Below are 24,275 nucleotides of genomic sequence, written 5' to 3' on the forward strand. Positions count from 1 at the left end.
ATGGCAGTCACATCGGCACCCGAGAAATCGGCCACGCCCATCATCGTCCCGGGCCAGCTCGCGCTGCGCACCATTCACGGCCGCAACGGAAAGTTCAACGTTGGCAAGCTCGAATGCCAACTCGGCAAGTTCACGATTAAAGACGCGGAGTTGGAGCAATACCCCGAGGGCAAGTACCAAGGGGAATTCGTTCTTCGCTACATCTTCCTCAAAGGCTATCCGATCAGCGACGGCAGCATGCGTTTCGAGATGCGCGCCAACCTGGACGGTATGACACTTTTCGGCATCGACAAGCTGAGCAAGGCCGAAGCACATAGCTTTGCTCCGCAGGAAGTCGATCCGCTCGATGAAGAGCAAGGGACACAGCCTGCGACAACGCCGGCCAAGCCCGCCAAGGCATCCAGGTCCGCCAAACCTGCACCCGTGCAGACGTCCGCGGACCCGCTGGTCGATACCACGCCCTTCGGCGTGGACGCGCCGCCTGCTGCGGCTGCTGCCCCCGGCAGCACCGAGGATGGCGACGCCGCGCTGTTCGGCCTGTTGTGGCCGCTGGGCGAGTCTGTGAAGCTGGATTCGACCATCGACCGCCGCACCCTGCGCGCGCAGATCGCCCGCCTGGGCGAACTGGGCTACGCGCTGGACTTCAAGACGCAGGAGTGGAGCCGCCAGGCCGAACTGCAACCTGCGTGATTGCAGACACCGCATCCGCGGTGTTCTTCATCCACCCGCCGGGGTTCCTTCCCCATGCGGGGGTGGCCTCGGCTTTCTTCTGGAGGTCTCCATCATGTCCATCATCACTTGCGATACACCCCGTTCCGCGCTGGACGAAACCGCGTGGCGCGCCGTTTGCAAGACGGCCGCCGAGCATGCCCAACGTGGTTGCGGCCTGTCCTGGGATCACTGGGTCACGCTTTTCAGCTCGGAGATCGACGCGCAAGCCAGTCGATTGCCGGAAAGCCAGCGCGTTCATGCGCTGGAAATCGCGACCCAGGAATGGGACTACGCAACACCCGCCGAACGGCAGGAAACCCAGGACTGGCTCGCTGAAAACGGCTGCTGTTCGCATGGGATCACGCTGGGTTGCTGCCCGGCCGGTTGCGGTTCCTAGCCCGCACTGCATTCCATCGCCGCACACGCGGCATTCCATCACCCGCTGGGGGTTCTTCCCCACGGGGAGGCCTCTGGCTCTACATTCTTCAGGAGGCCTCTCATGGGCTGGTATTTCTCTCCCCAATCGCGGTCTGAACTGATCGCGGAACTGATCGCACCGCAGGAGACCGAGCGCGCCAGCGTGAAGGTCATCGCCCACACGCTGCGCGGCAACGTCCTCTGGTCCGTCGCGGAAGTGACGGCCAGGGCCGAAGGCGTGCATCGTGATCTCGCACCGGGCCAGTCCCTGCGCTACATCCGCTGCGATCTTCTGGAGCGCAGCGGCAGCCAATGGGGCTACAAGCCCTTGGACGAGTCCATGCACCCGTACTACTACTCGTGCCCGTTGAGCTACCTCGACATGACGCCGGAGCAGTCCGCCGACTGGCGTGCAGGCGTTCGCGCCTACCACGCGCGGCGGCGCACCCCCACGGCATCCACGGCACCCGCCGCGGCGCTGTTGGCCTGAGTCAGGAGGAACCGACATGGACCCGATCCTGGCTGCGCTCCCCGCCTCACTGTTGAAACTCGTTGAAGGCAGTTTGTCCAACGACGAAGTGTCTTCCGACGAGGAAATGCAGGAGTACTTCATCAGCAACGGCCTTACCGAGGAACAGGCGCGGCAGGCGCTGACCTACCGCGACCAGTACCTCAACAACATCTACCTGGACGGCTTCACGCCGATCACCGCGGTGGACGAGGCGCTTCACTTCAACCCGCACACCCGGCAGTTCGAGCCGGACTGAGCGATTTTCTTCCACCCCCTGGGGCAGTACTTGCCCCGGCGGGCGGTGCTGTTCCCGTTCATCCGAGGACACCACCATGCCCGCAAACACTTCTTCCACGCTGTACCGCATCGACGAATGCCCGGACGTGATGGCCGACGCCTGCGTCGGCGATGACCAGGGCAACCTGATCTTCCTGTCCATCTGGGCGCGCGACACCGCCGTCCAGCAGTTCCTCGCTCGCCTGACCCTCGGGCGCGACGAGCAAGGACTGGACCAGTTCCACGTCATCACCGACCAGGGCGGCAGCGTCCCGGTGTTCGTCGGCAACGTCGATCGCCTGGAAAAGCGCATGACCCGCGCCTACCGGCGAACGCTGTTCGGTTCGCTGTCCAACGTGTGGCTGTTCGACCGGCGTTGCGTGAAGCCCGACAAGGCCAACGCCAGCGCGCTGGCATTGCTGCCACGCGACAGCTCCCACCGGCTTGACCGCCTGTGGATGCTGGTGCGGGACACCTGCCCGTTGCCGCTGCTCGACCACTGGCGCGAGACCGTGCTGGAACTGCTGCAAACCCGCGAGATGCTGGCCCGCCTTCCGTTCGCCCTCGGGCCGTTGGAAGGCCATCGGCTCGCCATCGACGTGCCGGCGCTGACCCTGGCGCTGGGTTCCCTGATCCGAAGTGACGTACTCACCGCCTATCCGTATCCGGCCAAGATTTGGACGCCGGAAGCGGTAGCGGCTTGACCCACCTGCGGAGGCACGCCTTGGCGTGCTTCCGCCATTCCTCCCCGCCAACCAGGAGACTTCCATGGCCCTCATGTTCCCGCGGCTTGCCCGCAATTTCGCCAAGAACGGTTACTACCCGACCGACGAACCCACGCTCGAAAGAGCCCTCAACGCACTGATGCCCAGCGACGGGCCGATGTGCATCCTCGATCCCTGCGCCGGCGAAGGCGTGGCGATCGCCGAAGCCGCCCATGCCCTCGGGCGCGAGCAGGCCAAGGCGTTCGCCGTCGAGTTCGACCCGGAGCGGGCACGTCATGCCCGCGGCCTGGTCGATCACTGCCTGCACGCGGACCTGATGGACACGATGGTCTCCAAGCAATCCTTCGGGTTGCTCTGGCTCAACCCGCCGTATGGCGACCTGTCCAAGGACGTCAACGGCAACATCGGCTACCAAGGCCAGGGCCGTGCCCGCCTCGAAAAGCTGTTCTATCAGCGTTCGCTGTCGCTGTTGCAGTACGGCGGCGTGCTGGTCTTCATCGTCCCCGGCTACGTGCTCGACGCGGAGTTGGTCGGTTGGCTGACACGCCACTACACGGACCTGCGCATCTACCGAGCGGTGGAAACGCAATTCAAGCAGGTGGTGATCTTCGGCCGAAGGGTGCGACAGCGTGAACAGGCTCCCGATGGCGTCAAGGCCGTGCGCAATCTGCTGCTGCAGGTTGGGCTTGGCGAAGTCGAAGCCGAGGAGCTGCCGAGCGATTGGCCGTTCCTGCCGTACATCGTCCCCGCCAGTCCGGCCGAGCCGGAGCATTTCTTCCGCGTGACGATGGAGCCCGAGCAGTTCGCCGACGAGGTTGGCAGGCTGCAAGGCCTCTGGCCGTCGCTGGACACGCACCTGGGGGCCGCGCAGCAGTCGCTGCGTCCACCGGCGCGGGCTTTGTCCCACTGGCATCTCGCCCTGGCTCTGGCCGCGGGCGCGATCTCGGGGGTTGTGCGCTCCAAGACCGGGCGCGTGCTCGTCGTCAAAGGTGACACCCACAAGGACAAGACGCTCCAGCGTGAATTCACCGAACGCGAAGACGGCTCGATCGCCGAGACCCGCATCCTCACCGACAAGTTTGTGCCCGTCATCCGCGCGTGGGACATGACGCCTGGCTCCGCGACACGGGGCGAGGTGTTGACCATCCGCTGACTCACCGGACGCGCTGCCGTCCTGCTATTCCCACATCGAAGGAGAAACACCATGTTCGCAAACCCGTTCAAGCGGCCCGCGCCGCAGAAGCAACCGTTGTTCGCACCGGGTACGCTGAAGTTGAGCGAGAAGGTGCATTGGTTGGCACGCAAAGGCCTGATCGACCCCTTGGCCTATGTCCAGCGCCACGTGCGCGGTGACTGGGGCGAGATCGACGAGGCCACCCGCCAAGCCAACAACGTCGCAATCCAACAGGACAACCTAATGATCTCGCAGTTCAGGATCACGCCGGACCTGGCACTGATCGTCAAGACCAGCGAGGACCATGAAACCACGGTGGTCCAGCTATCCGAGGAGCAAGATCTGATTTGACGGCCCCACATCGTCATTCTCATCCACCTGACGGAGCCACTTCACTCCGCCAGGGGTGTCGTGGCTCAATAACCTTTCAAGGAGGAGCCCATGGCATCACATCGCATCGAAACCTACTGCCAGAGGCTGGCGTTCCCCATCGGGGCGCTTATCTTCAGCAAAGGCATTGACCGCCTGGTCCGCTCGGGTCGCCTCGACCCGATCCCGTACTTCAGGCGCCACACCCGTGGTGACTGGGGCGACGTCAACGTCCAGCAATGGCAGGCCAACAGCACCGCGCTTCAATCAGGTGCTTCGCTGGCATCGCACTACGTGATCCACCCGGGGCTGGCCATTCGCATCGTTACCGACGCGGAGCGCCGCGCCACCGTCATCGTTCTGCCGTCCGAGGACTGAGCACGGTTCACCCGCTGGCCATCCAGGCCAGCACCTTCAACCACCTTCGGCCACGCGCCGATTTACTTCCCACCACGGGGCATGCCACTGCCCCACTGGGGGTGGTGCATGCCCCATTTTCTTTGGAGCATCACCATGTCCCTCGATCTCGAAACCAATGCCGCTGAAGCCGCGCCCGTACAGGGCGAACTGCTCGATGCGGAATCTTCCCCTCTGACCCTGAGCCTTCAGGATTTCGTCGGCGAGTTCGGCGACGAACTGCTCGACGCCCTCAACAGCGCTAATCCGCCGGTCTATACCGGCCAACCGCAGGCACATCGCCAGCTCATCGTCGCCAGCCTCAAGCGCAAGCTGTTCCAGGCCCAGGCCGAAGTCGTCCATGCCGCCGCCGAGCTGCTGATTGACCGTGGCGAACATGCCGCGATCGTCAATGGCGAAATGGGCTGCGGCAAGACGACCGTCGGCATCGCCACGGCCGCCGTGCTCAACGCCGAAGGCTACCGCCGCACCTTGGTTCTTTCGCCGCCGCACCTTGTTTACAAGTGGCGGCGCGAGATCCAGGAGACGGTAGCAGGCGCCAAGGTGTGGGTGCTCAACGGCCCCGATACCTTGGTCAAGCTCATCAAGCTACGCGAGCAGTTGGGCGTGCAGCCCACGGGCCAGGAGTTCTTTGTCCTGGGGCGCGTCAGGATGCGGATGGGGTTCCACTGGAAGCCTGTCTTCACTCAGCGGCGTACCCGCCACGGCAACGTGGCAGCGTGCCCGGACTGCGGCACGGTCATCACCGATCTCGACGGCGAGCCGGTCAACCCGGTCGAACTCGAAGCCGAGGAATCCCGCAGGAAGTGCAGCCACTGCGCCGCCCCCCTGTGGACGCTGATCCGCCCGAGAAGCCTGTCCGGCAGCGATCAGTCCTCGGCCGTCCTCAAAGCCTTGAAGCGCATCCCGACCATCGGGGAAGTCACCGCGCAGAAGCTGATGCAGAAGTTCGGCGACGGCTTCCTGGCCTCGATGCTCGGCGACAACATCCATGAGTTCATCAACCTCATGGACGGCAACGGCGAACTGGTGTTCTCCGACCGTCAGGCCACGCGCATGGAACGCGCGATGGCCAACATGGAGTTCGGGTTTGGCGAGGGCGGCTATCAGCCGTCCGAGTTCATCAAGAGATACCTGCCGCAAGGCACGTTCGACCTGCTCATCGCCGACGAGGCACACGAGTACAAGAACGGCGGCAGTGCCCAGGGCCAAGCCATGGGCGTGCTGGCGGCGAAGGCTCGCAAAACCTTGCTGCTGACCGGCACGTTGATGGGCGGCTACGGGGACGACCTGTTCTACCTGCTGTTCCGAGCCCTTCCCGGGCGGATGATCGAAGACGGCTACCGCCCGACCACGAGCGGCAGCATGACCTCGGCCGCGATGGCGTTCATGCGCGATCACGGGGTCTTGAAGGACATCTACTCCGAGAGCGCCGGCACGGCGCACAAGACGGCCAAGGGCACCAAGGTATCGGTGCGCACGGTCAAAGCCCCGGGCTTCGGCCCCAAGGGCGTCTTGCGCTGCATCCTGCCGTTCACGATCTTCCTCAAGCTCAAGGACATCGGCGGCAACGTCCTGCCGCCGTATGACGAAGAGTTCCGCGAAGTCGCGATGGACACGGCGCAAGCCGCGGCCTACCGCGATCTGGCGGGCCGGCTGACCGCGGAGCTGAAACAGGCTCTGGCGCGACGCGATACGACTCTGCTGGGTGTGGTCCTCAACGTGCTGCTGGCCTGGCCGGATTGCTGCTTCCGGTCGGAAACCGTGGTGCATCCGCGCACGCGCAACACCTTGGCGTTCGTCCCGGCTCAGTTCAACGAGTTCGAGATCAGCCCCAAGGAGCGTGAGCTGATCGATATCTGCAAACAGGAGAAGGCGCAGGGCCGCAAGGTCCTCGCCTACACGGTCTATACCGGCACGCGCGACACCACGTCGCGCCTGAAGGTACTGCTGGAGCAGGAAGGTTTCAAGGTGGCGGTGCTGCGCGCGAGCGTGGATGCAAGCCGCCGCGAGGACTGGATTGCCGAGCAACTGGATCGTGGCATCGACGTGCTCATCACCAACCCCGAGTTGGTCAAGACGGGATTGGACCTGTTGGATTTCCCGACAATCGTGTTCATGCAGTCGGGCTACAACGTGTACTCGCTCCAGCAGGCGGCCCGCCGCTCCTGGCGCATCGGGCAGAAGCACCCCGTGCGCGTGATCTATCTCGGCTACGCCGGTTCCTCGCAGATGACATGCCTCGAACTGATGGCCAAGAAGATCATGGTCTCGCAGTCCACCTCGGGCGATGTACCCGAATCGGGGCTGGATGTCCTGAACCAGGATGGTGATTCCGTCGAGGTCGCACTGGCCCGGCAACTGGTCGCCGCCTGATTCCCACGCCACAAGCCGGCCTAGCGCCGCCGGCATTTCTGTTGTTCCCACCTTGCAGCCACGCCCACGTTCTCCGTGGACGTGGCTGCGCTTTTTTCATCCCAAGGAGATTTCCATGAATACCAACACCCAACCGTCCGAAGCCATCGACACCCAACGGAAGCTGGAAGCCGAGATTGCGGATTTCCTGCGGCAGCGCATCGAAGATGGGAACCTCGATGCGGAGGACATCCCTGTGCGCCTGGCACGCTATGGTCTGATGGCCCCCGAGGCGTTCCTCGCCGAAATGCGTGAGCGCATGGGCATCGACGACGAGAAATAAGAGACCCATTTTCACAGGCCCCAACTTGGGGCCTTTCTTTGGTGAAGGCGCTGCCGGCAAATCGGGCGCTGTCTGGTTCGCATTGTTTGCTGCCGCTCGTAGCCCGAGCGGCGATGGTGAGGGCTCGATGTTTCAGGACGCCGAGCTATGTGCCCCTCTCCACCCTGGTTTCACCATCCCGAACGCCGCCTGCTGGCGGGATTTTTCGGCCTGCTTTGGTCGGTGCTGGCCGGTGGCTGCGCGACGACGACTGCGCCGGTCGCGCCCGACACCATCGAGGAAGTCTCGGCCGCGCCCGAACCCGAAGCGCCCGAGTACATCCCGGTCGTGCGCTACGCCCGCTACACGCTGGTCGAACTGGCCCCTACAGCGGCGCAGCGCGACCTGCTGTTGCAGACCATCGACGTGTCGATGCCCGAGGATGCCCGCGCCACGGTCGGCGATGGGCTGCGGCATGTGCTCAAGCGCAGCGGCTACAGCCTGTGCCAAACGGCGCATGCCGTGATCGAGCTGTATGAGCTGCCGCTCCCGGCGGCGCACCTGCATCTCGGTCCCATGACCTTGCGCGATGCGCTGCTCACCCTGGCTGGTCCGGCCTGGGAACTGCACGCGGATGACCGCGCACGACAGATTTGCTTCGAGCGGCCCGGCGACAGCGTGGCCGCCGAACCCATGCCCGAACCGACCGCCGCCGATGCGGTGCAGACCTTCCCGCTGATGCCTTCCACTCCAGGAGGCCAGCCGTGAACGCTCCGCAATCTTCGCGTCGCCCGACCGCCGCCGTGGTGGTGCAAAGCATGCTCTGGCTCTGGCTGCTCGGTCTAAGCGTCATCGTGGCCCTCGGCTACCAGGCGATGAGCGACCAGGCCGACCAGGAACGGCTCGATTCCCGTCTGCAACGCCTCGAAGCGCAGGCGGTGGCCCTGGCCGAGGCCATCGAGACCATCCAGCAGCGTCCGGCCGTCGCAACGGCGGCGGACCTCAAAGACACCCGCCAAATCCTGGAAGCACGCGCTTCCCAGGTTGAGAAAACACTGAGCGGCTACGCAGCCGCCGACGACCTTCAGGCGCTGCGCGCGGAGATCGAGCAGATCAAGACGCGCCAGACCGCCGCGCGTGCAGCAGCCCCCGTCCAGCCGCGCACATCGAGCAAGCCCGCCGCCAAGTCTGAACCGCCGCCATTGCCGTTCCGCATCGTCGGCGCCGAACTGCGCGCCGGCCAGCGCAGCGTGTCCGTCGCGCCGAGCAGTGGGGACTTCACGCCCGACCAGCTTCAGGTGCTGCTGCCCGGTGATGCGGTCGGCCCATGGCGCTTGCAGGCAATCGATGGCAGCGCCGCGGTGTTCCAAGCCGGCGACCAGACCCGTCGCGTGGCGATTCCCTGATCGGAGCACACCACATGAAGCCGTCGATCATCCTTTCCGCACTCCTACTGGCTTCAGTCCAGTGGCCCGCGTGGGCGCAGCAGTCAGCCACGGCTCCCGCTCGCAATGCGCAGAGCCAGGAGCGCCCGCTGGCCGCCCGCGTCCTGGACGACCGAGTAGCAAGCAACTGGGGCCTCCAACCCCAGGAATGGGTGCGTTACCGCGAGCTGATGGATGGGCCGCTGGGAATCTACTCGCCCAACCTGGACCCGCTGTCTGCCCTAGGCATCGAGGCACGGACCGACGAAGAACGGCGGCGCTATGCAGAGCTGCAGGTGCAAATCGAAGCACGCCGCGTCGAGAAGTTGCTCGCCTACCAACGCGCCTACGACGAAGCCTGGCAGCGCCTGAACCCCGGCATGCAGCGCGTGAACCTGCCCGACGACGGGCCGGGCGCCGGCACCGCGCGCGGCAGCGGCCGAATGGCGGTGTTCGTCAAGGACGGCTGCGCGGCCTGTGGGCAGCTCGTGCAGCGCCTGCAATCCTCGGGTGCCGAGTTCGACCTGTATATGGTGGGCAGCCGCCAGGACGATGCACGCATCCGCGACTGGGCCAAGCGCGCGCAGATCGACCCGGCGCGCGTGCGCAGCGGCAGCATTACCCTCAACCACGACGGCGGCCGCTGGCTGTCGCTGGGCCTGCCCGGTGACTTGCCCGCGGCTGTGCGCGAGGTGAACGGCCAATGGCAGCGTCAGCCGTAGCGGCCACCTCCGTCTCGCAGCTCCTGCGCGCACTGGTGCTTGCTACCGGCCTGTGCGCCTGCGCCGTCCATGCCCAGGAGGTTCCACCACCGGCCTACCAACTCGCCGCACAGCGGGCGGGCATCCCCTCGACCGTGCTCTTCGCCGTGGCCTTGCAGGAGAGCGGTGTTCGGCGCAACGGGCGCATCGTCCCGTGGCCGTGGTCCCTCAATGTCGCCGGCCAGTCGCGCCGCTTCGCCACGCGCGCCGACGCCTGCTCGGGCTTGCAACAGGCAATGCGCGCCACGCCCCACACGCGCATCGATGCAGGCCTGGGCCAGATCAACCTCGGTTACCACAAGCACCGCTTCACCAGCGCGTGCGACCTGCTGGACCCCTATCGCAACCTCGCCATCGCCGCTGAGATCCTGAAGGAGCAGCACACGTCCGGCGAAGACTGGCTGTTGGCGATCGGCCGCTACCACCGTCCTGCGGGCGGCGAGCCCGCCGCCCGCTACCGGCGCAGCGTGTCGCGCCATCTCGCGCGTGTGCAGGGCGCACGCCCAAACGCCGCGGTGCTCGCCACGCGCCAGGAGACTTCCCCATGACGAAATCCCATCTGGCCCTGCGGGGCCTGCTTGTGCTGCTGGCGGGTCTGCCGCTGGCATCGCGTGCCGGCGATCCGCTGATCGTGGTCGAAGATCGCGGTGGCACGTCGGCGCTGCCGTACTACGAGGCCCTCAACCTCCAGCCGCGCGCCGATGTCCCGGCCCGGCCGCCCATTCCGACGCCACAGGTTCCCGCCACACCCGCGGACGAGGCAGCGATGCTGCCGGTGCGCAGCACCAAACTCACGCCTGGCACCGTCGCTCGGCGCGTGATCGAAGCGCCCGGCCTGCGGCCGTTCGTGGTCATCGGCGACGACGACGCCTCCCGGGCCTGGTTGCAGCGCCGCGGCGTTGCTTTGCGCGAACGCGGCGCGGTCGGCCTAGTGGTCAATGTCGAGACCGCGCAGGGCCTGGCAGGGCTGCGTGCCCTGGTGCCGGGCGTGCCGCTCGCGCCCGTAGCCGGAGACGACCTGGCCGATCGCCTAGGCCTGCGGCATTACCCGGCGCTGATCACGGCCACCGGCATCGAGCAATGAAGCCATGTCGGGGAAACAGCCGGTCGAGGTTCTGCTACGCCCAGCGGTGGAGCTATACACCGTCGCAGCGTGTGCAGGCGCCGCGTTTCTGTCCCTGGTGGCCCCGTGGTCGCTCGCGCTGAGTCCGGCCATGGGCGTCGGCAGCGCCCTGGCGTTCGGCGCCTACGGCGCGATCCGCTACCGCGACGCTCGCGTCATCCTGCGTTATAGGCGCAACATCCGCCGCCTGCCGCGTTACGTGATGACGAGCAAGGATGTGCCCGTCAGCCAGCAGCGGCTTTTCATCGGGCGCGGATTCCTGTGGGAGCAGAAGCACACCCATAGGCTCATGCAGACATACCGGCCGGAGTTTCGCCGCTACGCGGAGCCGACACCGGCCTATCGCCTGGCGCGTCGGCTGGAGGAACGGCTGGAGTTTGCGCCGTTCCCGCTGTCCCGGCTCTCCGCTCTCACGGGCTGGGACGTTCCGTTCAACCCTGTGCGCCCGCTGCCACCTGTAGGTGGCCTGCCGCGGCTGCATGGCATCGAACCCGACGAGGTGGACGTCAGCCTGCCGCTGGGTGAGCGCGTCGGACATTCGCTGGTGCTGGGCACGACGCGCGTGGGCAAGACGCGGCTGGCCGAGCTGTTTGTGACTCAGGACATCCGTCGCAAGAACGCTGCCGGCGAGCACGAGGTCGTGATCGTTATCGATCCCAAGGGCGACGCGGATCTCCTGAAGCGGATGTACGTCGAAGCCCAGCGCGCAGGCCGTGAAGGCGAGTTCTACATCTTCCACCTCGGTTGGCCGGAAATCAGCGCCCGCTACAACGCGGTAGGACGCTTCGGTCGCATCTCGGAAGTCGCCACCCGTATCGCAGGGCAACTCTCCGGTGAAGGCAACAGCGCGGCCTTCCGGGAGTTCGCGTGGCGCTTCGTCAACATCATTGCCCGCGCTTTGGTGGAACTGGGGCAGCGCCCGGACTACATGCTGATCCAGCGGCACGTCATCAACATCGACGCACTGTTTATCGAGTACGCCCAGCACTACTTCGCCAAGACCGAGCCCAAGGCCTGGGAGGTGATCGTCCAGATCGAGGCCAAGCTCAACGAGAAGAACATCCCGCGCAACATGATCGGGCGCGAGAAGCGCGTGGTCGCGCTGGAGCAGTACCTTTCCCAGGCGCGCAACTACGACCCGGTGCTCGACGGCTTGCGCTCGGCAGTTCGGTACGACAAGACCTACTTCGACAAGATCGTCGCATCGTTGCTGCCGCTGCTGGAAAAGCTCACCAGCGGCAAGATCGCCCAGCTCCTGGCCCCGAATTACTCCGACCTGACCGACCCGCGCCCGATCTTCGATTGGATGCAAGTCATCAGGAAGCGCGCCATCGTCTATGTGGGACTGGACGCGCTGTCCGACGCCGAGGTTGCCGCAGCGGTCGGCAACTCCATGTTCTCCGACCTGGTTTCGGTCGCGGGCCATATCTACAAGCACGGGATCGACGATGGCCTGCCGGGCGCATCCGCTGGCACGCGCGTGCCGATCAATGTCCATGCGGACGAATTCAATGAACTCATGGGTGACGAATTCGTGCCCCTGATCAACAAGGGCGGCGGTGCCGGGCTACAGGTCACGGCGTACACACAGACCCTCTCGGATATCGAGGCCCGCATCGGCAACCGCGCGAAAGCTGGCCAGGTGATCGGCAACTTCAACAACCTGTTCATGCTGCGCGTGCGCGAGACGGCCACCGCCGAACTGCTGACGCGGCAGTTGCCGAAGGTCGAGGTCTATACCACCACCATCGTCTCCGGGGCGACCGATAGCTCGGACATCCGTGGCGCGACGGATTTCACGTCGAACACCCAGGACCGCATCAGCATGTCCAGCGTGCCGATGATCGAGCCATCGCACGTAGTCGGCCTGCCAAAAGGCCAGTGCTTCGCGCTGCTGCAAGGCGGCCAGCTTTGGAAGGTTCGCATGCCGCTGCCGACACCAGACCCGGATGAAGTGATGCCGGCGGATCTGCAGCAACTGGCCGGATACATGCGCCAGAGCTACAGCGAGGCCACGCAGTGGTGGGATTTCACCAGCTCCCCTGCCTTGCAGGATGCGGCCTTGCCCGATGACCTGCTGGACGATGCTGCTCCAGCCGAGCCTGCTGCGGTGGCCACCGACACCGACCACAGTACCGACGAGGCCGCGCCATGAAGGACGCCGCCTCGACCGCGCAGCGGGAGCAGAACCAGCGCCAGGGTCTGATCGTCGGCACCATCACCTTGCCATTTCGCCTGCTCGGGGTATTGATTGGCTCGCTGCTGTTCTCGATCGTGGTGGAGTGCGTCGGCATGCACCTGTTCTGGAAGGATCAGGGCTGGCGCCATTCCCAGCAGATGTTGCAGTACGAGCTTGGGCACCTGTCCAGCCACTTCACGCGCAGCGTGGTCGTGCAGGAGCCAGGGCGCACGGCGCACGAGTTGGTGGATACAGGCTACGAATGGGTGTTCGTTCGCTCGGGGCTGCTGGCGCGCATGAGCCAGACCGCCGAGCGCGTCCGCGCGCCCAGCCACGAGCAGGCGCGCAACTTCCGCTACTACATCAGCCAAGTCTATGTCTGGGCCGAGAGCTACCTCATCGCCGCAGCCTTCACGACGCTGACCTTCCTAGTGCGCCTGCTGGTCCTGGTGCTCACGCTGCCACTGATCTTCACGGCCGCCTTCGTCGGTCTGATTGACGGTCTGGTGCGACGCGACGTGCGCAGGTTCGGCGCGGGCCGCGAATCCGGGTTCATCTACCACCGTGCAAAAGCCAGCCTCATGCCGCTGGCCGTGCTGCCGTGGATCACGTACCTGGCGCTGCCGATCTCGGTGCATCCATTGCTGATCCTGTTGCCGAGCGCCGCCTTGCTGGGACTGGCCGTGAGCCTGACTGCGGGCAGCTTCAAGAAGTACCTCTAGCAGATCAATCCGGTCATCTGCAGGTTCCTATTGTTTGCGGCCTGAAACAGCCCCGATCTCCACGATCTAGCCATTGCTGATCACACAGGAATGGCGCGATGTTGGCTCCGATCTGGCTGCGCGCCGCGCATCGCGGCGTGCCCACTTTTCTCGTGACGGCCCTTGTACTGGGTCAGTCCTCGATGGCGTTGGCCGAGTCCCCGGCGCAGCGTCAGGAGTTGGTCGCAGCGCTGCGCCAGCTCGACGCGCTGGAGCGCACCGTCGCCGACAGCGCTACGCATGCCCCCATCCAGCCGGGCGAGCGCTACCACTTCGATTACCCGAGGCTGCTGGCTGACCTGGCGCGCGTGCGCGCCGGCATCCAGGCCCATCTCACACCGTCGCGCGCCCAGCCGCGCGACGCCTCCGAACTGATCGGCGACTACCGCACGGAGCGGGTCGTCCCGCCATCACCGCCGACGACCACGGAGGGCAAGCCATGAACGGCGCCCAGGTCTCGGCATTTCAAGCCAACAGCGGCATCGCGCCTTCAGCGATGGCGACCGTCCTGGTCGGCGTCGTGTTCGCGGTCCTGCTCGTCTGGGGCGTCTGGGCCATGCGAACGGCCTACGTGGGGTGGTCCGAAAGCCGCCTCAACCAGCGCCAGTTCCTCGGCGTCTGCATCCGATTCGTCGCGATGTACCTCGTCCTGACTTTCTTCCTCCTCTCCTGACCTGAAAGGCATGACCATGCAAAACTGCATCCTCACTTCCCGTCTTGCCCAGCGCGCCACCGTGGCCCTGGGCACCGCAGCGCTGCCCGCCCTGTCGTTCGCGCAGGGTCTGCCGCAGTTGGAGAACCCGACCCGCGGCACAGGCAACGGCATCATGGAAACGATCCGCAACTACGGCTACGACATCATCATGCTCGTGGCTCTGCTGGTGGTGGCGTCCATGTTCATCGGCGTGTGCTACCACGCCTACGGGACCTACGCGGAAATCCACACAGGCCGCAAGACGTGGGGCCAGTTCGGCCTCACGGTCGCCATCGGCGCCGTCTTGCTCGTGATCGGCATCTGGCTGCTCACCGAAGCCACCGGCATCCTGTAAGCGAGGCCGGTATGTCCGAGCAGCAGCACGTCCGTGCGGACGGGACGGTCACGTTCCTTCCGCACCGGCTCAATCGACATCCCGTTGTGGTGCGCGGTCTCACCGCCGACGAGTTGTGGATCTGCTGCGGCCTGTCCGGCGCCGCCGGTCTGCTGGTCGGCGCACCGCTGTCGTGGGTGTTCCGCACGATCGCGCTAGCACCCACGTTCGTCGTCCTGGGCGTGGCCTTCGGCGTGTTCATCGGCGGCGGCATTCTTCGCCGCCTCAAGCGCGGGCGTCCCGACACCTGGCTGTATCGGCAACTGCAATGGCGCATTGCCACACGCCATCCGCTGATGGCGGGCTGGGTAGGCGGCCATGTGCTGATCTCGCGCTCCGGCTTCTGGACCACCCGAAGGAGCGCACGATGAGCCGCTTCAAGAACGAGATCACCCACCTGCAGGCGCACATCAAGACGCTTCGCCTGGGTGCTGGCGCCCTGATCATCGTCGCCCTGGTCATGGGTGGCGGCTGGTGGAGCGCTCCCCGCGATCTGACCATCCACGTTCCGCCTGACCTGCGCTCCGGCAGTACCAGGAAGTGGTGGGAAGTGCCGCCCGAATCGGTCTATGCGTTCACGTTCTACGTGTTCCAGACGCTCAACCGCTGGCCGACGAATGGCGAAGAGGACTACGCGCGCAACCTCCACACGCTCTCGCCGTACCTCACCCCATCCTGCCAGGCCTTCCTGCGCGCGGACTACGACTACCGCCGCAGCACGGGCGAGTTGCGCCAGCGCGTGCGCGGCATCTACGAAATCCCCGGCCGCGGCTACGGCGACGACCCCACGGCCCGCGTGCGCGTGGTTTCCGACCGCGACTGGGTAGTGACGCTGGACATCACCGCCGACGAGTACTACGGCGCCGAGCAAGTCAAGCGCGCTCTGGTGCGCTATCCCGTGAAGGTCACGCGGGTGGACGTCGATCCTGCCCGCAACCCGTTCGGCCTGGCGCTCGACTGCTATGAGGGCGCGCCCCAGCGCATCAGCACGCCGGAGCCGACGCGCCCGGCGTCTGGTGGCCTGTCTCCGCAAGCGCCCCAAGGAGAAACCCCATGAAGCATCCTGTACTCACGCTGCTGGGGCTGTTGGCCGTGGCCGCGGCTCCTGCTGTCCAGGCGGTGGAGATCCTGCGCTGGGAACGTATGCCGTTGGCGGTGCCGCTGAAGGTCGGCCAGGAGCGTATCGTGTTCATCGACCGCAACGTCCGCGTGGGCGTACCCTCGGGCGTCGGCGAGCGCCTACGGGTGCAGAGCGCGGGCGGCGCGGTGTACCTGCGCGCCAGCGAGCCGATCGAGCCCACGCGGCTGCAATTGCAGGACGCCGACACGGGCGCGCTGATCCTGCTGGACATTGCGGCGGAGCCAGCCAAGGACGGCGAAGCCGAGCTGGAACCAGTGCGCATCGTCGAGGGCAACAGCACCCCGGCGCGCTATGGCGATCAGCCCGGCGATGACAACGAAGCTCCGGCGCGCGCCCAGGACCAGGCAGGTGCGCGGGCGGCGCGACGCGAGACCCCGGTGCCGGTTGTCCTGACGCGCTTCGCCGCGCAGAACCTCTACGCTCCGCTGCGCACTGTGGAGCCGTTGCCCGGCGTCATGCGGGTGAACCTGCGTCGTGACCTCGACCTCGGCACGCTGATGCCGACGCTGCCCGTGCGCGCGGTCGCGCTCGCGTCGTGGCGTCTGGAAGACCAGTGGGTCACTGCCGTGCGACTGACCAACAACAGCAGCGGCTGGATCACTCTCGATCCGCGCATCCTGCAAGGCGATTTCCTCACCGCCACCTTCCAACACGAGGCACTTGGCCCGCGTGGCACGCCCGAGGACACGACCGTCCTGTACCTGGTGACGCGCGGGCGCGGCCTGGCGCAATCGCTGCTACCGGCGATCAACCGCTTCGACCCGGCCGTGCATCTCCCGCAACCGGAAGACCGCAAGGAGGCCCGCCATGCGCAGTAATGGACTCCTGAAGTGGCTGATGGTCCCGGTTGCCTTGCTGGTGCTGTTCGTTGCCATCCGGCTGTTCTCGGGTGGCAGCAGTTCGGCGCCACCGGCCGCGGATGCCGGTGCCAAGCTCACGCCAGCGGAAATGAAGGCGTTGGGCATCGAGGGCGATACCCCGCGCGACACCGTGGCGACGCTCGTTGCCCAAGTGAAGCAGTTGCGCACCGAGCTTCAGACCGCGCTCTCGGACAACAAATCCCAGCGCGAAGAAAACCAGCGACTGCGCCAGCGCGAGAACTCCATTGATCAGCGCATCAATTCGGCCCTCGACTCCGAGCGTACCAACCTGCGTCGCGACCAAGAGCAGGCAGCCAGCGCGCGCCAGCAGACCGAAGGGTTGCTTGCCGACCTGCAGCGGCGTCTGGACAGTATCGGCGGACGTGGCGGCGGCCATGCCGACCTGCCGGTGGGTCTGGGGCTGCGCGACGGCGACGAGGCCGGCATGGAAGGCGGCGTGCGATGGGTCGAACCCGACGATGCGAGGAAGGCCGAGGGGCGGAACAGCAGTCGTGGCACGGGTAGCGGCATGAGCTTCCCGACGAGCTTCGGCCCCGCGCAGAGCACGTTGGAAACCACGGCGGAAACCGTGGCGAACGCGGGCGCACGCGCAGCAGGCGTCAAGAGCGCCAAGGCGGTCTATACCGTACCGACCAATTCGACGCTGATGGGGTCGGTGGCGATGACGGCGCTGATCGGCCGCGTGCCGATCGACGGAACCGTTAACGATCCATACCCCTTCAAGGTGTTGGTCGGACCGGACAACCTGACCGCCAATGGCATCGACATTCCCGACGTGGCCGGTGCCGTGTTCAGCGGCACCGCATCGGGAGATTGGACGCTCTCGTGCGTGCGCGGCCAGGTGCGCAGCATCACCTTCGTCTTCCACGACGGCACGATCCGCACCATCCCCGAAGACCGCGACGGCAACCAGCAGAACAACCAGCAGCGAGACGGCCTGGGCTGGATCAGCGACCCATACGGCATTCCCTGCGTCAGCGGGGAGCGGCGCAGCAACGCCCAGCAGTACCTCGGCTCGCAAGCCCTGATTACCGCCGCCGGTGCCGGCGTCGCTTCGCTGATCGACAGCGACAGCGGCCAGATGTCCTACGTCGGCGCCGACGGCTCCATCGGGAGCGTCGGCATCTCGGGCAATGAAGCCGTGGGCCGCATCCTGGCCGGTGGCGTGCGCGACATGGCCGACTGGGTGAACAAGCTATACGGCCAGGCCTTCGCCGCCGTCTATGTCCAGCCCGGCGCGAAGGTCGCCGTCCACCTCGAAAAGCCGCTTGCCATCGACTTCGATCCCGAAGGCCGCAAGGTCGATCACCGCGCAGGAGAAAGCCATGCTCTCGAACTTGAATAAGGGCCTGGCGCTGGCCCTCGCCGTCGCGGTGCTCGGCGGCTGTGCCACCAGCAAGGAAAAGCTGCTCCCGCACGGCGACAGCACGATGATGGACATCTGGCAGCAGAACGCCGGCGACGGCAGCGGTGGCGCCGGCCAGGTGGCGCGCAGGCAATTGCTCGATGCACGCCAGAGCCTGCGCCGGCCGCTGACCGAGGCCGACGTGGAGGCCGCGCCCGCCGAACAGATGCGCTACACGCGCACGGCGCGAAACGAGGTCTATCGCCAGTTCCACCGCCTCCCGAACCCCGATCTTGTCATGTATGTGTACCCGCACCTGGCGGGTACCGACCCCGTGCCTGTTCCGGGCTACACGACAGTCTTCCCCCTGTACCAGCGCGTGCAGTACGCCATGCCGGGCGAGCGCGTGGAGGACTACTGATGCGCTGGAAACTCCCTTGGCCGAAGCTGGCTGCATCCGATGGTGGCAATGACGAGCAGCCGGACGGCTGGCAGCGCCACGTCGAGGCGTTGCGCCAAGCCGGCATCGCCGAACCCGGAGCGACGATCCAGGGCCGCAAGCCGGCGACCGTGGCGGACGAGCAGGCGCTGTACGACGTCGCGCAGTCGTTCGCGGAGCTGCTGCCGTGGGTGGAGTTCCTGCCGCCGTCGAAGTCCATGCTGCTGGAGGACGGGCAATCGGTCGCAGCCTTCTACGAGCTGGTCCCGCTGGGCACCGAAGGTCGGGAGCCTGGCTGGCTCGCGCATGCCCGCGATGCGCTCGAAAACGCGCTCCAGGATTCGTTCGATGAGCTGGACGAGAACCCCTGGGTGCTCCAGCTCTACGCCCAGGACGAACCCAGCTTCGACCAGTACATGCAGACCCTGCGCAACTACGTGCAGCCGCGCGCTCGCGGCACAGCCTTCACCGAGTTCTATCTTCGCTTCTTCGGCCACCACCTGCGCGCGGTGGCCAAGCCCGGCGGCCTGTTCGAGGACACGGTGGTCACGCGGTTGCGCTGGCGCGGCCAGACGCGGCGCGTGCGCATGGTGGTCTATCGCCGGGCCACCGGCCAGGCGAACCGCCGTGGCCAGACACCCGAGCAAATGCTGAACATCGTCTGCGATCGCCTTTGCGGCGGCCTGGCGAACGCCGGCATCCAGGCCCGGCGCATGGTCGCGGCCGATGTTCACGACTGGTTGCTGCGGTGGTTCAACCCACGCCCAACGATGCTCGGGCCAAGCGCTGAGAATCGAGAGCGCTTCTATGCGCTGGCCCGCTATCCCGACGAGGTGGAGGAAGGCGAGATCGAGCTGGCGAGTGGTCGGGATTTCAGCCAACGGCTGTTCTTCGGTCAGCCTCGCTCCGATGCCGGGCACGGTACCTGGTACTTCGACGGCATGCCGCACCGTGTGCTGGTCACCGACCGACTACGCATGCCGCCCGGTACGGGACACCTGACTGGCGAAACCCGCAAGGGCGATGCGATCAACACGCTTTTCGATCAGATGCCCGAAGACACCACGATGTGTCTGACCATGGTGGCGACGCCCCAGGACATCCTCGAATCGCACCTGAATCACCTGGCGAAGAAGGCTGTCGGCGAAACACTGGCATCGGAGCAGACGCTCAAGGATGTGCAGGAGGCGCGCTCGCTCATCGGCAGCGCGCACAAGCTCTACCGCGGCACGCTGGCCTTCTATCTGCGCGGGCGCGACGAAGCCGAGCTTGACAGGCGCGGCCTGGACCTCGCCAACGTGATGCTCAACGCGGGGTTGCAGCCCGTGCGCGAGGACGATGAAGTTGCGCCGCTCAACAGCTACCTGCGCTGGCTACCGTGCTGCTACAACCCTGCGCAGGATCGGCGGAACTGGTTCACCCAACTGATGTTCGCCCAGCATGTGGCGAATCTCTCGCCGGCGTGGGGACGCAGCCAGGGTACGGGCCATCCGGGCAACACGTTCTTCAACCGCGGTGGCGGGCCGATCACGTTTGATCCGCTGAACCGCTTGGACAGGCAGATGAACGCCCATCTGTTCCTATTCGGCCCCACCGGCTCGGGCAAGAGCGCAACGCTCAACAACCTCTTGAATCAGGTCACGGCCATCTACCGGCCGCGGCTGTTCATCGTGGAAGCCGGCAACAGCTTCGGCTTGTTCAGCGACTTCGCCAAGCGCCTGGGTCTGACCGTAAACCGGGTCAAGCTGGCTCCTGGCTCAGGCATCAGCCTGGCGCCGTTCGCCGACGCTCGCCGGCTGATCGAAACGCCCAGCAACGTGCAGACGCTTGATGCCGATGCACTGGATGAAGAATTGCCAGCCGATTCCTCGGTCATGGAGGAGGACGAGCAGCGCGACGTGCTGGGTGAACTGGAGATCACGGCACGGCTGATGATCACAGGCGGCGAGGACAAGGAAGAAGCCCGGATGACGCGGGCCGATCGCTCGCTGATCCGCCAGTGCATCCTCGATGCCGCCGAACACTGCGTGGCCGAGAAACGCACGGTGCTCACGCGCGACGTGCGCAACGCGCTGCGCACGCGCGGCCAGGACCCGACGCTGCCCGAGATGCGGCGCGTGCGGCTGCTGGAGATGGCGGACGCGATGGACATGTTCTGCCAAGGCACGGACGGCGAGATGTTCGATCGCGATGGCACGCCGTGGCCCGAGGCCGACATCACGCTGGTGGATCTCGCGACCTATGCCCGGGAGGGCTACAACGCGCAGCTCTCCATCGCCTACATCAGCCTGATCAGCACGGTGAACAACATCGCCGAGCGCGACCAGTACCTGGGCCGTCCGATCATCAATGTGACCGACGAAGGCCACATCATCACGAAGAACCCGCTGCTCGCGCCCTACGTTGTAAAAATTACAAAAATGTGGCGCAAGCTAGGGGCCTGGTTCTGGCTGGCTACACAAAATATCGACGATCTGCCGCGTGCCGCGGAGCCCATGCTCAACATGATTGAGTGGTGGATCTGCCTGTCGATGCCGCCCGATGAGGTCGAGAAGATTGCACGCTTCCGCGAACTCTCGCCCGCGCAGAAAGCGCTGATGCTCTCGGCGCGCAAAGAAGCGGGCAAGTTCACCGAGGGCGTCATCCTTTCCAAGAGCATGGAAGTGCTGTTCCGTGCCGTGCCGCCCAGCCTGTACTTGGCGTTGGCGCAGACCGAACCCGAAGAGAAGGCCGAGCGCTACCAGCTCATGCAGCACTACGGCTGCACCGAACTGGAAGCGGCCTTCAAGGTGGCCGAGAAGATCGACCAGGCGCGCGGCATCGAGTCGCCGGCCTTGGAACTGTCGTAAGACGGAGAACGCCATGGAACAGAAACGTCCTTCCATTCCGATGCAGGTCCAGGCGTTCCGCCGCCGCAACGGGCGGCCCCGCTGGCCCTGGGCATTGGTTGCTGTGCTGGTCGCGCTGCTGCTGATCTGGCTTGTGCCGAGGTCGCCCGGCGAATCCCCGCCGCAGCCGCCCACGCCGGTCAGCATGGCACCGGTGGCCGGGCCGCCCTGGCTAATGGGCAACCCCAAAGGCCGTTTCACGCTGACGCTCTATGCCGACCTGGAGTGCCCGTTCTGCCGGGAATATTTTCCGCAGCTCAAACGGTGGGTGGGCACCAACGCCGACGTGGCGCTGCAATGGCACCACCAGCCGCTAGCCGCGCACGAGCCGGCCGCGTCGGCCGAGGCACGTCTGGCCGAATGCGCAGCCGAAGCTGGCGGGCATGCCGCGTTCTGGCAGGCGGTCGAATGGGTCTATGCCCACACGCGCAGCGACGGCCTGGGCTTGCCGGATGGCTTGCGCTACCCCGAATCGACGCCAGCCATCGAGCAGTGCATGTCAAGCGAAAGGTCCAGTGCCGCTATCCGCGCCCAGGCCGCGGAAGCCACCAAGAGCGGCGTTACCGCCACACCGTCACTGCGTCTGCTTGATCGCGAGACGGGCCAGGCCATCCTGCTGCAGGGACCAATCGAGGGCGACGCCTTGTTGTCTGCCATGGACATGCTGACGGCTGACGGTCCGACCGGCACACCCACATCCGAAATGCCTGCCGACGTCGTCGGCGACATGCCCAGGTAGCCCCGGTCTTCAAGGCTACGGCGCAGTCCGCTGCGCTGACCGCAACCCGTTCGCCTCGCATCCTGGTCGCGAACGATCGCCGCTGCCGCGGTGATGGATGCACCTTGTTCGTTCCCTAGGAGGGCTGGCCCTCCTAGGGCGCGCGCCCTCCGATCTCACCGTCTGGAGGTTCGCCATGTCTTTTGTCGTCAACGACTCCTGCCCGGAGTCGCTTTCCGTCACCGCTGCCCAACACGAGGACTGGATCATCCAGCAAGCCATCGTGCTGCTGGAGAGGCGGGTTTTCAAAGCTGGACCGTGCCTCAGCCGACCGGCCGCTGTGCGGGACTATCTGCGCGTGAAACTGGTCGCTGAACCCAACGAGATATTCGCCGCTGTGTTCCTGGACAGCATGCACCAGGTGCTGGCCTACGAGCCATTGTTCAGGGGCACGATCAACTCGACTTCTGTTTATCCACGTGTCGTCGTACAGCGTGTGCTGGAGTTGAACGCCGCCGCGGTGGTCTTCGCGCACCAGCACCCCTCGGGCATCTCCGAGCCGTCGAGCGCGGATCGTGTGCTGACCCAGCAACTGCAGGCCGCGCTGGCGCTCATCGATGTACGGGTACTGGATCACATCATCGTAGGCCAAGGTTCCCCGTTCTCCTTTGCGGAGTCAGGCCTGCTGTAACGGTCGCATTGCTTCATTGATCCCCGCGGAGGCTTCGGCCTCCGTTTTTTTATGGCGCGGGACAAGCAGGTATGCGGGCAGCCCGCGATGCGCATTGTTTGTTGGGGTGGCATCGGGTTCGCGTTTGACTATGGCCCTGATCAACTTTCGGGGCACGCGACATGCCGGCATCCTTTTCCACGTTCGCGTCGGGCTGGCGAACCCTTGGTCTCGTCGTGGCGCTGCCGGCGTCCCTGGCCGTGTTCAGCCCCGTCGCCTTCGCAGCCGACGTACTGGTCGTCACCGACAGCCACCACCCGGTCAAGACCATGGGCGGCGAGCGGCTGATCGAGCTGGACGAAGCCCGCCGGATTGAAGCGGAGCTTTCTGCGGAACTGCCCGCCGCCCCCGAACAGGCGGCGGCCACCGTCAAGCGTCGGCTGAGCCAAGGCGGCGCCGACCTACAGCGCCGCATCGCTTCCGCATACCAGGGCGTCACCGACGCATGGAGCCTGGGCATCACCAGCATCCCGGCTGTCGTGGTGGATCAGCGCTACGTGGTCTATGGCGAGCCGGATGTGGCCCGCGCTGTCGCGCGCATCGAGCAGCGTCGGAGGACCCAGCCATGACGCGACCATTCGACCTGATGCGCCGCATGCGGGCCGGCGTGGCTTCCTTGCTGCTGCTCAGCGCCACGGGTAGCTACGCCTTGAACACCACCGCCATCGTTGCCTCGGTGGCCTCGCCCGATTGCTTGGAGTACCGGGTGGTAGGTATCTGCTACTGGCTCTACTGCACCTGGGGAGGATGCACGGTGCGCACCTCTGTCAAGGTGCGCCACTACATCCCCGATGCGGTCGTCTCCAGCTACAGCAACACGGGCGAGAACCCGTGGGTCGAAGTCCGGGCGATGAGTACGGCCAATCCGTCCGCCCAAGCGGGGGGCGATGGAACGACGAACGAGGATCACGAAAACAATCTTGCGAAATTCAAGAACGCCGACGTGATCGGCCATCCCGGCGTCGAGGTGTTCAACCAGTTTGTTTCGTCCTCGGGCTACTTCTGCGAGGGCGCAGGAACGGCATTCATGCCGTATCTGCTCAGCACCTTGGACACGCTTGCCTGGCGCTACAACGTGCCCGAGATGGCCTACCCGGAGGCATTGATTCCCGGCATGCGCGAGGTCGGCGCACGCACCACGATGAACCTTTGGGGCAACGTGTATCCCCGCGGCGGCTTCCTGCACCAGACCGACGACCACAAATCGGGGGCCGTGGTGGCCCAGCGTGCGGGAGATATCGTCACTCGCCGGGGGCAGTTGCACGTGTACCAGCCGCTGCTTGCCAACGCCCGCGATGGCTACTGGCCCGCCGGCGCGCTGATGGAGGGTGATGCCTCGACTGGCAAGTGGCAGGAACTCACGCCCGTCCTGTCCTCGTCTTGCACGGTTTTCCCACGCACCGGCTTCCTGACCCAGGCCCAGCAAGGCGACTACGCCTGGGCACTGTGGCGGCCGTATGCCTGCTGCGAACGCCGTGGACAGGTGTTCCTTGGAAGCGTTGATTTCCTTTGAGGTGCCG

30 protein-coding genes are annotated in these 24,275 nt (G+C 65.7%); all 30 read left to right on the top strand.

Annotation, left to right across the window (positions count from 1 at the left end; translation table 11 throughout):
- The 30 genes from ACYVI2_RS12980 to ACYVI2_RS13125 all read left to right on the top strand — a co-directional run bounded on the left by ACYVI2_RS12980 (position 1) and on the right by ACYVI2_RS13125 (position 24,268).
- Positions 1–690, top strand: coding sequence for a DUF3275 family protein (locus ACYVI2_RS12980; RefSeq protein WP_009459697.1), 690 nt, complete (start codon positions 1–3; stop codon positions 688–690).
- A 94-nt stretch (positions 691–784) separates the two neighbouring features.
- The gene (locus ACYVI2_RS12985) at positions 785–1,108 is read left to right on the top strand and encodes a hypothetical protein (RefSeq protein ID WP_009459695.1); all 324 of its coding nucleotides are present in this window, start codon (positions 785–787) and stop codon (positions 1,106–1,108) included.
- A 102-nt stretch (positions 1,109–1,210) separates the two neighbouring features.
- A complete protein-coding gene (locus ACYVI2_RS12990) occupies positions 1,211–1,618 on the top strand; it encodes a hypothetical protein (protein WP_009459693.1) in 408 nt (135 codons plus the stop codon).
- 16 nt (positions 1,619–1,634) lie between these two features.
- The gene (locus ACYVI2_RS12995) at positions 1,635–1,895 is read left to right on the top strand and encodes a hypothetical protein (RefSeq protein WP_009459691.1); all 261 of its coding nucleotides are present in this window, start codon (positions 1,635–1,637) and stop codon (positions 1,893–1,895) included.
- 76 nt (positions 1,896–1,971) lie between these two features.
- Entirely contained in the window at positions 1,972–2,619 is a 648-nt protein-coding gene (locus tag ACYVI2_RS13000; RefSeq protein ID WP_019726336.1) for a hypothetical protein, read from the top strand.
- Positions 2,620–2,644: 25 nt separating this feature from the next.
- Positions 2,645–3,793 carry a DUF6094 domain-containing protein gene (locus ACYVI2_RS13005; RefSeq protein WP_219805742.1) on the top strand — a complete coding sequence of 383 codons (1,149 nt, stop codon included), beginning with the start codon at positions 2,645–2,647 and terminating at the stop codon, positions 3,791–3,793.
- 51 nt (positions 3,794–3,844) lie between these two features.
- Complete coding sequence (locus tag ACYVI2_RS13010; RefSeq protein WP_009459687.1) at positions 3,845–4,165, top strand: hypothetical protein; 321 nt, start codon at positions 3,845–3,847, stop codon at positions 4,163–4,165.
- A gap of 90 nt (positions 4,166–4,255) precedes the next feature.
- Positions 4,256–4,561: a hypothetical protein gene (locus ACYVI2_RS13015; protein WP_009459685.1), complete on the top strand. Its 306-nt coding sequence runs from the start codon at positions 4,256–4,258 to the stop codon at positions 4,559–4,561.
- Positions 4,562–4,696: 135 nt separating this feature from the next.
- Positions 4,697–6,976 (top strand): helicase-related protein, encoded by a 2,280-nt coding sequence (locus ACYVI2_RS13020; RefSeq protein ID WP_019726337.1) that lies wholly within the window; start codon positions 4,697–4,699, stop codon positions 6,974–6,976.
- Between the two features lie 115 nt (positions 6,977–7,091).
- Positions 7,092–7,298 carry a hypothetical protein gene (locus tag ACYVI2_RS13025; RefSeq protein ID WP_009459683.1) on the top strand — a complete coding sequence of 69 codons (207 nt, stop codon included), beginning with the start codon at positions 7,092–7,094 and terminating at the stop codon, positions 7,296–7,298.
- Positions 7,299–7,445: 147 nt separating this feature from the next.
- A complete protein-coding gene (gene pilL2 / locus ACYVI2_RS13030) occupies positions 7,446–8,045 on the top strand; it encodes a PFGI-1 class ICE element type IV pilus protein PilL2 (protein ID WP_009459682.1) in 600 nt (199 codons plus the stop codon).
- Positions 8,042–8,683: a hypothetical protein gene (locus ACYVI2_RS13035; RefSeq protein ID WP_009459681.1), complete on the top strand. Its 642-nt coding sequence runs from the start codon at positions 8,042–8,044 to the stop codon at positions 8,681–8,683. The genes pilL2 and ACYVI2_RS13035 overlap by 4 nt, the downstream gene beginning before the upstream one ends.
- A gap of 14 nt (positions 8,684–8,697) precedes the next feature.
- Positions 8,698–9,423 carry a TIGR03759 family integrating conjugative element protein gene (locus ACYVI2_RS13040; protein ID WP_009459680.1) on the top strand — a complete coding sequence of 242 codons (726 nt, stop codon included), beginning with the start codon at positions 8,698–8,700 and terminating at the stop codon, positions 9,421–9,423.
- Positions 9,405–10,010 (top strand): transglycosylase SLT domain-containing protein, encoded by a 606-nt coding sequence (locus ACYVI2_RS13045; RefSeq protein WP_009459679.1) that lies wholly within the window; start codon positions 9,405–9,407, stop codon positions 10,008–10,010. The genes ACYVI2_RS13040 and ACYVI2_RS13045 overlap by 19 nt, the downstream gene beginning before the upstream one ends.
- Positions 10,007–10,546 carry an integrating conjugative element protein gene (locus ACYVI2_RS13050; protein WP_009459678.1) on the top strand — a complete coding sequence of 180 codons (540 nt, stop codon included), beginning with the start codon at positions 10,007–10,009 and terminating at the stop codon, positions 10,544–10,546. Before ACYVI2_RS13045 ends, ACYVI2_RS13050 begins: the two co-directional genes overlap by 4 nt.
- A 4-nt stretch (positions 10,547–10,550) precedes the next feature.
- The gene (gene traD, locus ACYVI2_RS13055; RefSeq protein ID WP_009459677.1) at positions 10,551–12,740 is read left to right on the top strand and encodes a type IV conjugative transfer system coupling protein TraD; all 2,190 of its coding nucleotides are present in this window, start codon (positions 10,551–10,553) and stop codon (positions 12,738–12,740) included.
- Positions 12,737–13,486, top strand: coding sequence for a TIGR03747 family integrating conjugative element membrane protein (locus ACYVI2_RS13060; protein ID WP_009459676.1), 750 nt, complete (start codon positions 12,737–12,739; stop codon positions 13,484–13,486). Before traD ends, ACYVI2_RS13060 begins: the two co-directional genes overlap by 4 nt.
- 98 nt (positions 13,487–13,584) lie before the next feature.
- Positions 13,585–13,968, top strand: coding sequence for an integrative conjugative element protein, RAQPRD family (locus ACYVI2_RS13065; RefSeq protein WP_009459674.1), 384 nt, complete (start codon positions 13,585–13,587; stop codon positions 13,966–13,968).
- Positions 13,965–14,198, top strand: a complete 234-nt coding sequence (locus ACYVI2_RS13070) for a TIGR03758 family integrating conjugative element protein (RefSeq protein WP_009459672.1) — start codon at positions 13,965–13,967, stop codon at positions 14,196–14,198. The genes ACYVI2_RS13065 and ACYVI2_RS13070 overlap by 4 nt, the downstream gene beginning before the upstream one ends.
- Before the next feature lie 16 nt (positions 14,199–14,214).
- On the top strand, positions 14,215–14,574 hold the full coding sequence (locus ACYVI2_RS13075; RefSeq protein WP_009459670.1) for a TIGR03745 family integrating conjugative element membrane protein: 360 nt from the start codon (positions 14,215–14,217) through the stop codon (positions 14,572–14,574).
- Positions 14,575–14,585: 11 nt separating this feature from the next.
- Positions 14,586–14,984, top strand: a complete 399-nt coding sequence (locus ACYVI2_RS13080; RefSeq protein WP_009459668.1) for a TIGR03750 family conjugal transfer protein — start codon at positions 14,586–14,588, stop codon at positions 14,982–14,984.
- A complete protein-coding gene (locus ACYVI2_RS13085; protein WP_009459666.1) occupies positions 14,981–15,670 on the top strand; it encodes a PFL_4703 family integrating conjugative element protein in 690 nt (229 codons plus the stop codon). The genes ACYVI2_RS13080 and ACYVI2_RS13085 overlap by 4 nt, the downstream gene beginning before the upstream one ends.
- Positions 15,667–16,572 (top strand): TIGR03749 family integrating conjugative element protein, encoded by a 906-nt coding sequence (locus ACYVI2_RS13090; RefSeq protein ID WP_009459665.1) that lies wholly within the window; start codon positions 15,667–15,669, stop codon positions 16,570–16,572. Before ACYVI2_RS13085 ends, ACYVI2_RS13090 begins: the two co-directional genes overlap by 4 nt.
- Complete coding sequence (locus tag ACYVI2_RS13095; RefSeq protein WP_009459664.1) at positions 16,562–17,980, top strand: TIGR03752 family integrating conjugative element protein; 1,419 nt, start codon at positions 16,562–16,564, stop codon at positions 17,978–17,980. The genes ACYVI2_RS13090 and ACYVI2_RS13095 overlap by 11 nt, the downstream gene beginning before the upstream one ends.
- Positions 17,961–18,401 (top strand): TIGR03751 family conjugal transfer lipoprotein, encoded by a 441-nt coding sequence (locus ACYVI2_RS13100; RefSeq protein ID WP_009459662.1) that lies wholly within the window; start codon positions 17,961–17,963, stop codon positions 18,399–18,401. The genes ACYVI2_RS13095 and ACYVI2_RS13100 overlap by 20 nt, the downstream gene beginning before the upstream one ends.
- Positions 18,401–21,268, top strand: coding sequence for a conjugative transfer ATPase (locus ACYVI2_RS13105; protein ID WP_019726341.1), 2,868 nt, complete (start codon positions 18,401–18,403; stop codon positions 21,266–21,268). The genes ACYVI2_RS13100 and ACYVI2_RS13105 overlap by 1 nt, the downstream gene beginning before the upstream one ends.
- A 13-nt stretch (positions 21,269–21,281) precedes the next feature.
- On the top strand, positions 21,282–22,046 hold the full coding sequence (locus ACYVI2_RS13110) for a DsbA family protein (RefSeq protein WP_009459652.1): 765 nt from the start codon (positions 21,282–21,284) through the stop codon (positions 22,044–22,046).
- 175 nt (positions 22,047–22,221) lie between these two features.
- Positions 22,222–22,716: a RadC family protein gene (radC, locus tag ACYVI2_RS13115; protein ID WP_009459650.1), complete on the top strand. Its 495-nt coding sequence runs from the start codon at positions 22,222–22,224 to the stop codon at positions 22,714–22,716.
- 161 nt (positions 22,717–22,877) lie between these two features.
- Positions 22,878–23,324 carry a TIGR03757 family integrating conjugative element protein gene (locus tag ACYVI2_RS13120; RefSeq protein ID WP_009459649.1) on the top strand — a complete coding sequence of 149 codons (447 nt, stop codon included), beginning with the start codon at positions 22,878–22,880 and terminating at the stop codon, positions 23,322–23,324.
- Positions 23,321–24,268, top strand: coding sequence for a TIGR03756 family integrating conjugative element protein (locus ACYVI2_RS13125; protein WP_019726343.1), 948 nt, complete (start codon positions 23,321–23,323; stop codon positions 24,266–24,268). The genes ACYVI2_RS13120 and ACYVI2_RS13125 overlap by 4 nt, the downstream gene beginning before the upstream one ends.
- Positions 24,269–24,275 lie beyond the last annotated feature (7 nt).

The sequence above is a fragment of the Bordetella tumbae genome, from assembly GCF_054780995.1.

What these genes read in the sequence shown, in the direction of transcription:
- ACYVI2_RS12990 (WP_009459693.1), top strand. Translation starts at nt 1,211, where the DNA reads ATGGGCTGGTATTTCTCTCCCCAATCGCGGTCTGAACTGATCGCGGAA.
- ACYVI2_RS13125 (WP_019726343.1), top strand. Translation starts at nt 23,321, where the DNA reads ATGACGCGACCATTCGACCTGATGCGCCGCATGCGGGCCGGCGTGGCT.
- ACYVI2_RS13070 (WP_009459672.1), top strand. Translation starts at nt 13,965, where the DNA reads ATGAACGGCGCCCAGGTCTCGGCATTTCAAGCCAACAGCGGCATCGCG.
- ACYVI2_RS13025 (WP_009459683.1), top strand. Translation starts at nt 7,092, where the DNA reads ATGAATACCAACACCCAACCGTCCGAAGCCATCGACACCCAACGGAAG.
- ACYVI2_RS13080 (WP_009459668.1), top strand. Translation starts at nt 14,586, where the DNA reads ATGTCCGAGCAGCAGCACGTCCGTGCGGACGGGACGGTCACGTTCCTT.
- ACYVI2_RS13020 (WP_019726337.1), top strand. Translation starts at nt 4,697, where the DNA reads ATGTCCCTCGATCTCGAAACCAATGCCGCTGAAGCCGCGCCCGTACAG.
- ACYVI2_RS13100 (WP_009459662.1), top strand. Translation starts at nt 17,961, where the DNA reads ATGCTCTCGAACTTGAATAAGGGCCTGGCGCTGGCCCTCGCCGTCGCG.
- ACYVI2_RS12995 (WP_009459691.1), top strand. Translation starts at nt 1,635, where the DNA reads ATGGACCCGATCCTGGCTGCGCTCCCCGCCTCACTGTTGAAACTCGTT.
- ACYVI2_RS13065 (WP_009459674.1), top strand. Translation starts at nt 13,585, where the DNA reads ATGTTGGCTCCGATCTGGCTGCGCGCCGCGCATCGCGGCGTGCCCACT.
- ACYVI2_RS13060 (WP_009459676.1), top strand. Translation starts at nt 12,737, where the DNA reads ATGAAGGACGCCGCCTCGACCGCGCAGCGGGAGCAGAACCAGCGCCAG.
- ACYVI2_RS13110 (WP_009459652.1), top strand. Translation starts at nt 21,282, where the DNA reads ATGGAACAGAAACGTCCTTCCATTCCGATGCAGGTCCAGGCGTTCCGC.
- ACYVI2_RS13015 (WP_009459685.1), top strand. Translation starts at nt 4,256, where the DNA reads ATGGCATCACATCGCATCGAAACCTACTGCCAGAGGCTGGCGTTCCCC.
- ACYVI2_RS13075 (WP_009459670.1), top strand. Translation starts at nt 14,215, where the DNA reads ATGCAAAACTGCATCCTCACTTCCCGTCTTGCCCAGCGCGCCACCGTG.
- ACYVI2_RS13090 (WP_009459665.1), top strand. Translation starts at nt 15,667, where the DNA reads ATGAAGCATCCTGTACTCACGCTGCTGGGGCTGTTGGCCGTGGCCGCG.
- ACYVI2_RS13120 (WP_009459649.1), top strand. Translation starts at nt 22,878, where the DNA reads ATGCCGGCATCCTTTTCCACGTTCGCGTCGGGCTGGCGAACCCTTGGT.
- pilL2 (WP_009459682.1), top strand. Translation starts at nt 7,446, where the DNA reads ATGTGCCCCTCTCCACCCTGGTTTCACCATCCCGAACGCCGCCTGCTG.
- ACYVI2_RS13050 (WP_009459678.1), top strand. Translation starts at nt 10,007, where the DNA reads ATGACGAAATCCCATCTGGCCCTGCGGGGCCTGCTTGTGCTGCTGGCG.
- ACYVI2_RS12985 (WP_009459695.1), top strand. Translation starts at nt 785, where the DNA reads ATGTCCATCATCACTTGCGATACACCCCGTTCCGCGCTGGACGAAACC.
- ACYVI2_RS12980 (WP_009459697.1), top strand. Translation starts at nt 1, where the DNA reads ATGGCAGTCACATCGGCACCCGAGAAATCGGCCACGCCCATCATCGTC.
- ACYVI2_RS13085 (WP_009459666.1), top strand. Translation starts at nt 14,981, where the DNA reads ATGAGCCGCTTCAAGAACGAGATCACCCACCTGCAGGCGCACATCAAG.
- traD (WP_009459677.1), top strand. Translation starts at nt 10,551, where the DNA reads ATGTCGGGGAAACAGCCGGTCGAGGTTCTGCTACGCCCAGCGGTGGAG.
- ACYVI2_RS13105 (WP_019726341.1), top strand. Translation starts at nt 18,401, where the DNA reads ATGCGCTGGAAACTCCCTTGGCCGAAGCTGGCTGCATCCGATGGTGGC.
- radC (WP_009459650.1), top strand. Translation starts at nt 22,222, where the DNA reads ATGTCTTTTGTCGTCAACGACTCCTGCCCGGAGTCGCTTTCCGTCACC.
- ACYVI2_RS13095 (WP_009459664.1), top strand. Translation starts at nt 16,562, where the DNA reads ATGCGCAGTAATGGACTCCTGAAGTGGCTGATGGTCCCGGTTGCCTTG.
- ACYVI2_RS13010 (WP_009459687.1), top strand. Translation starts at nt 3,845, where the DNA reads ATGTTCGCAAACCCGTTCAAGCGGCCCGCGCCGCAGAAGCAACCGTTG.
- ACYVI2_RS13045 (WP_009459679.1), top strand. Translation starts at nt 9,405, where the DNA reads ATGGCAGCGTCAGCCGTAGCGGCCACCTCCGTCTCGCAGCTCCTGCGC.
- ACYVI2_RS13040 (WP_009459680.1), top strand. Translation starts at nt 8,698, where the DNA reads ATGAAGCCGTCGATCATCCTTTCCGCACTCCTACTGGCTTCAGTCCAG.
- ACYVI2_RS13000 (WP_019726336.1), top strand. Translation starts at nt 1,972, where the DNA reads ATGCCCGCAAACACTTCTTCCACGCTGTACCGCATCGACGAATGCCCG.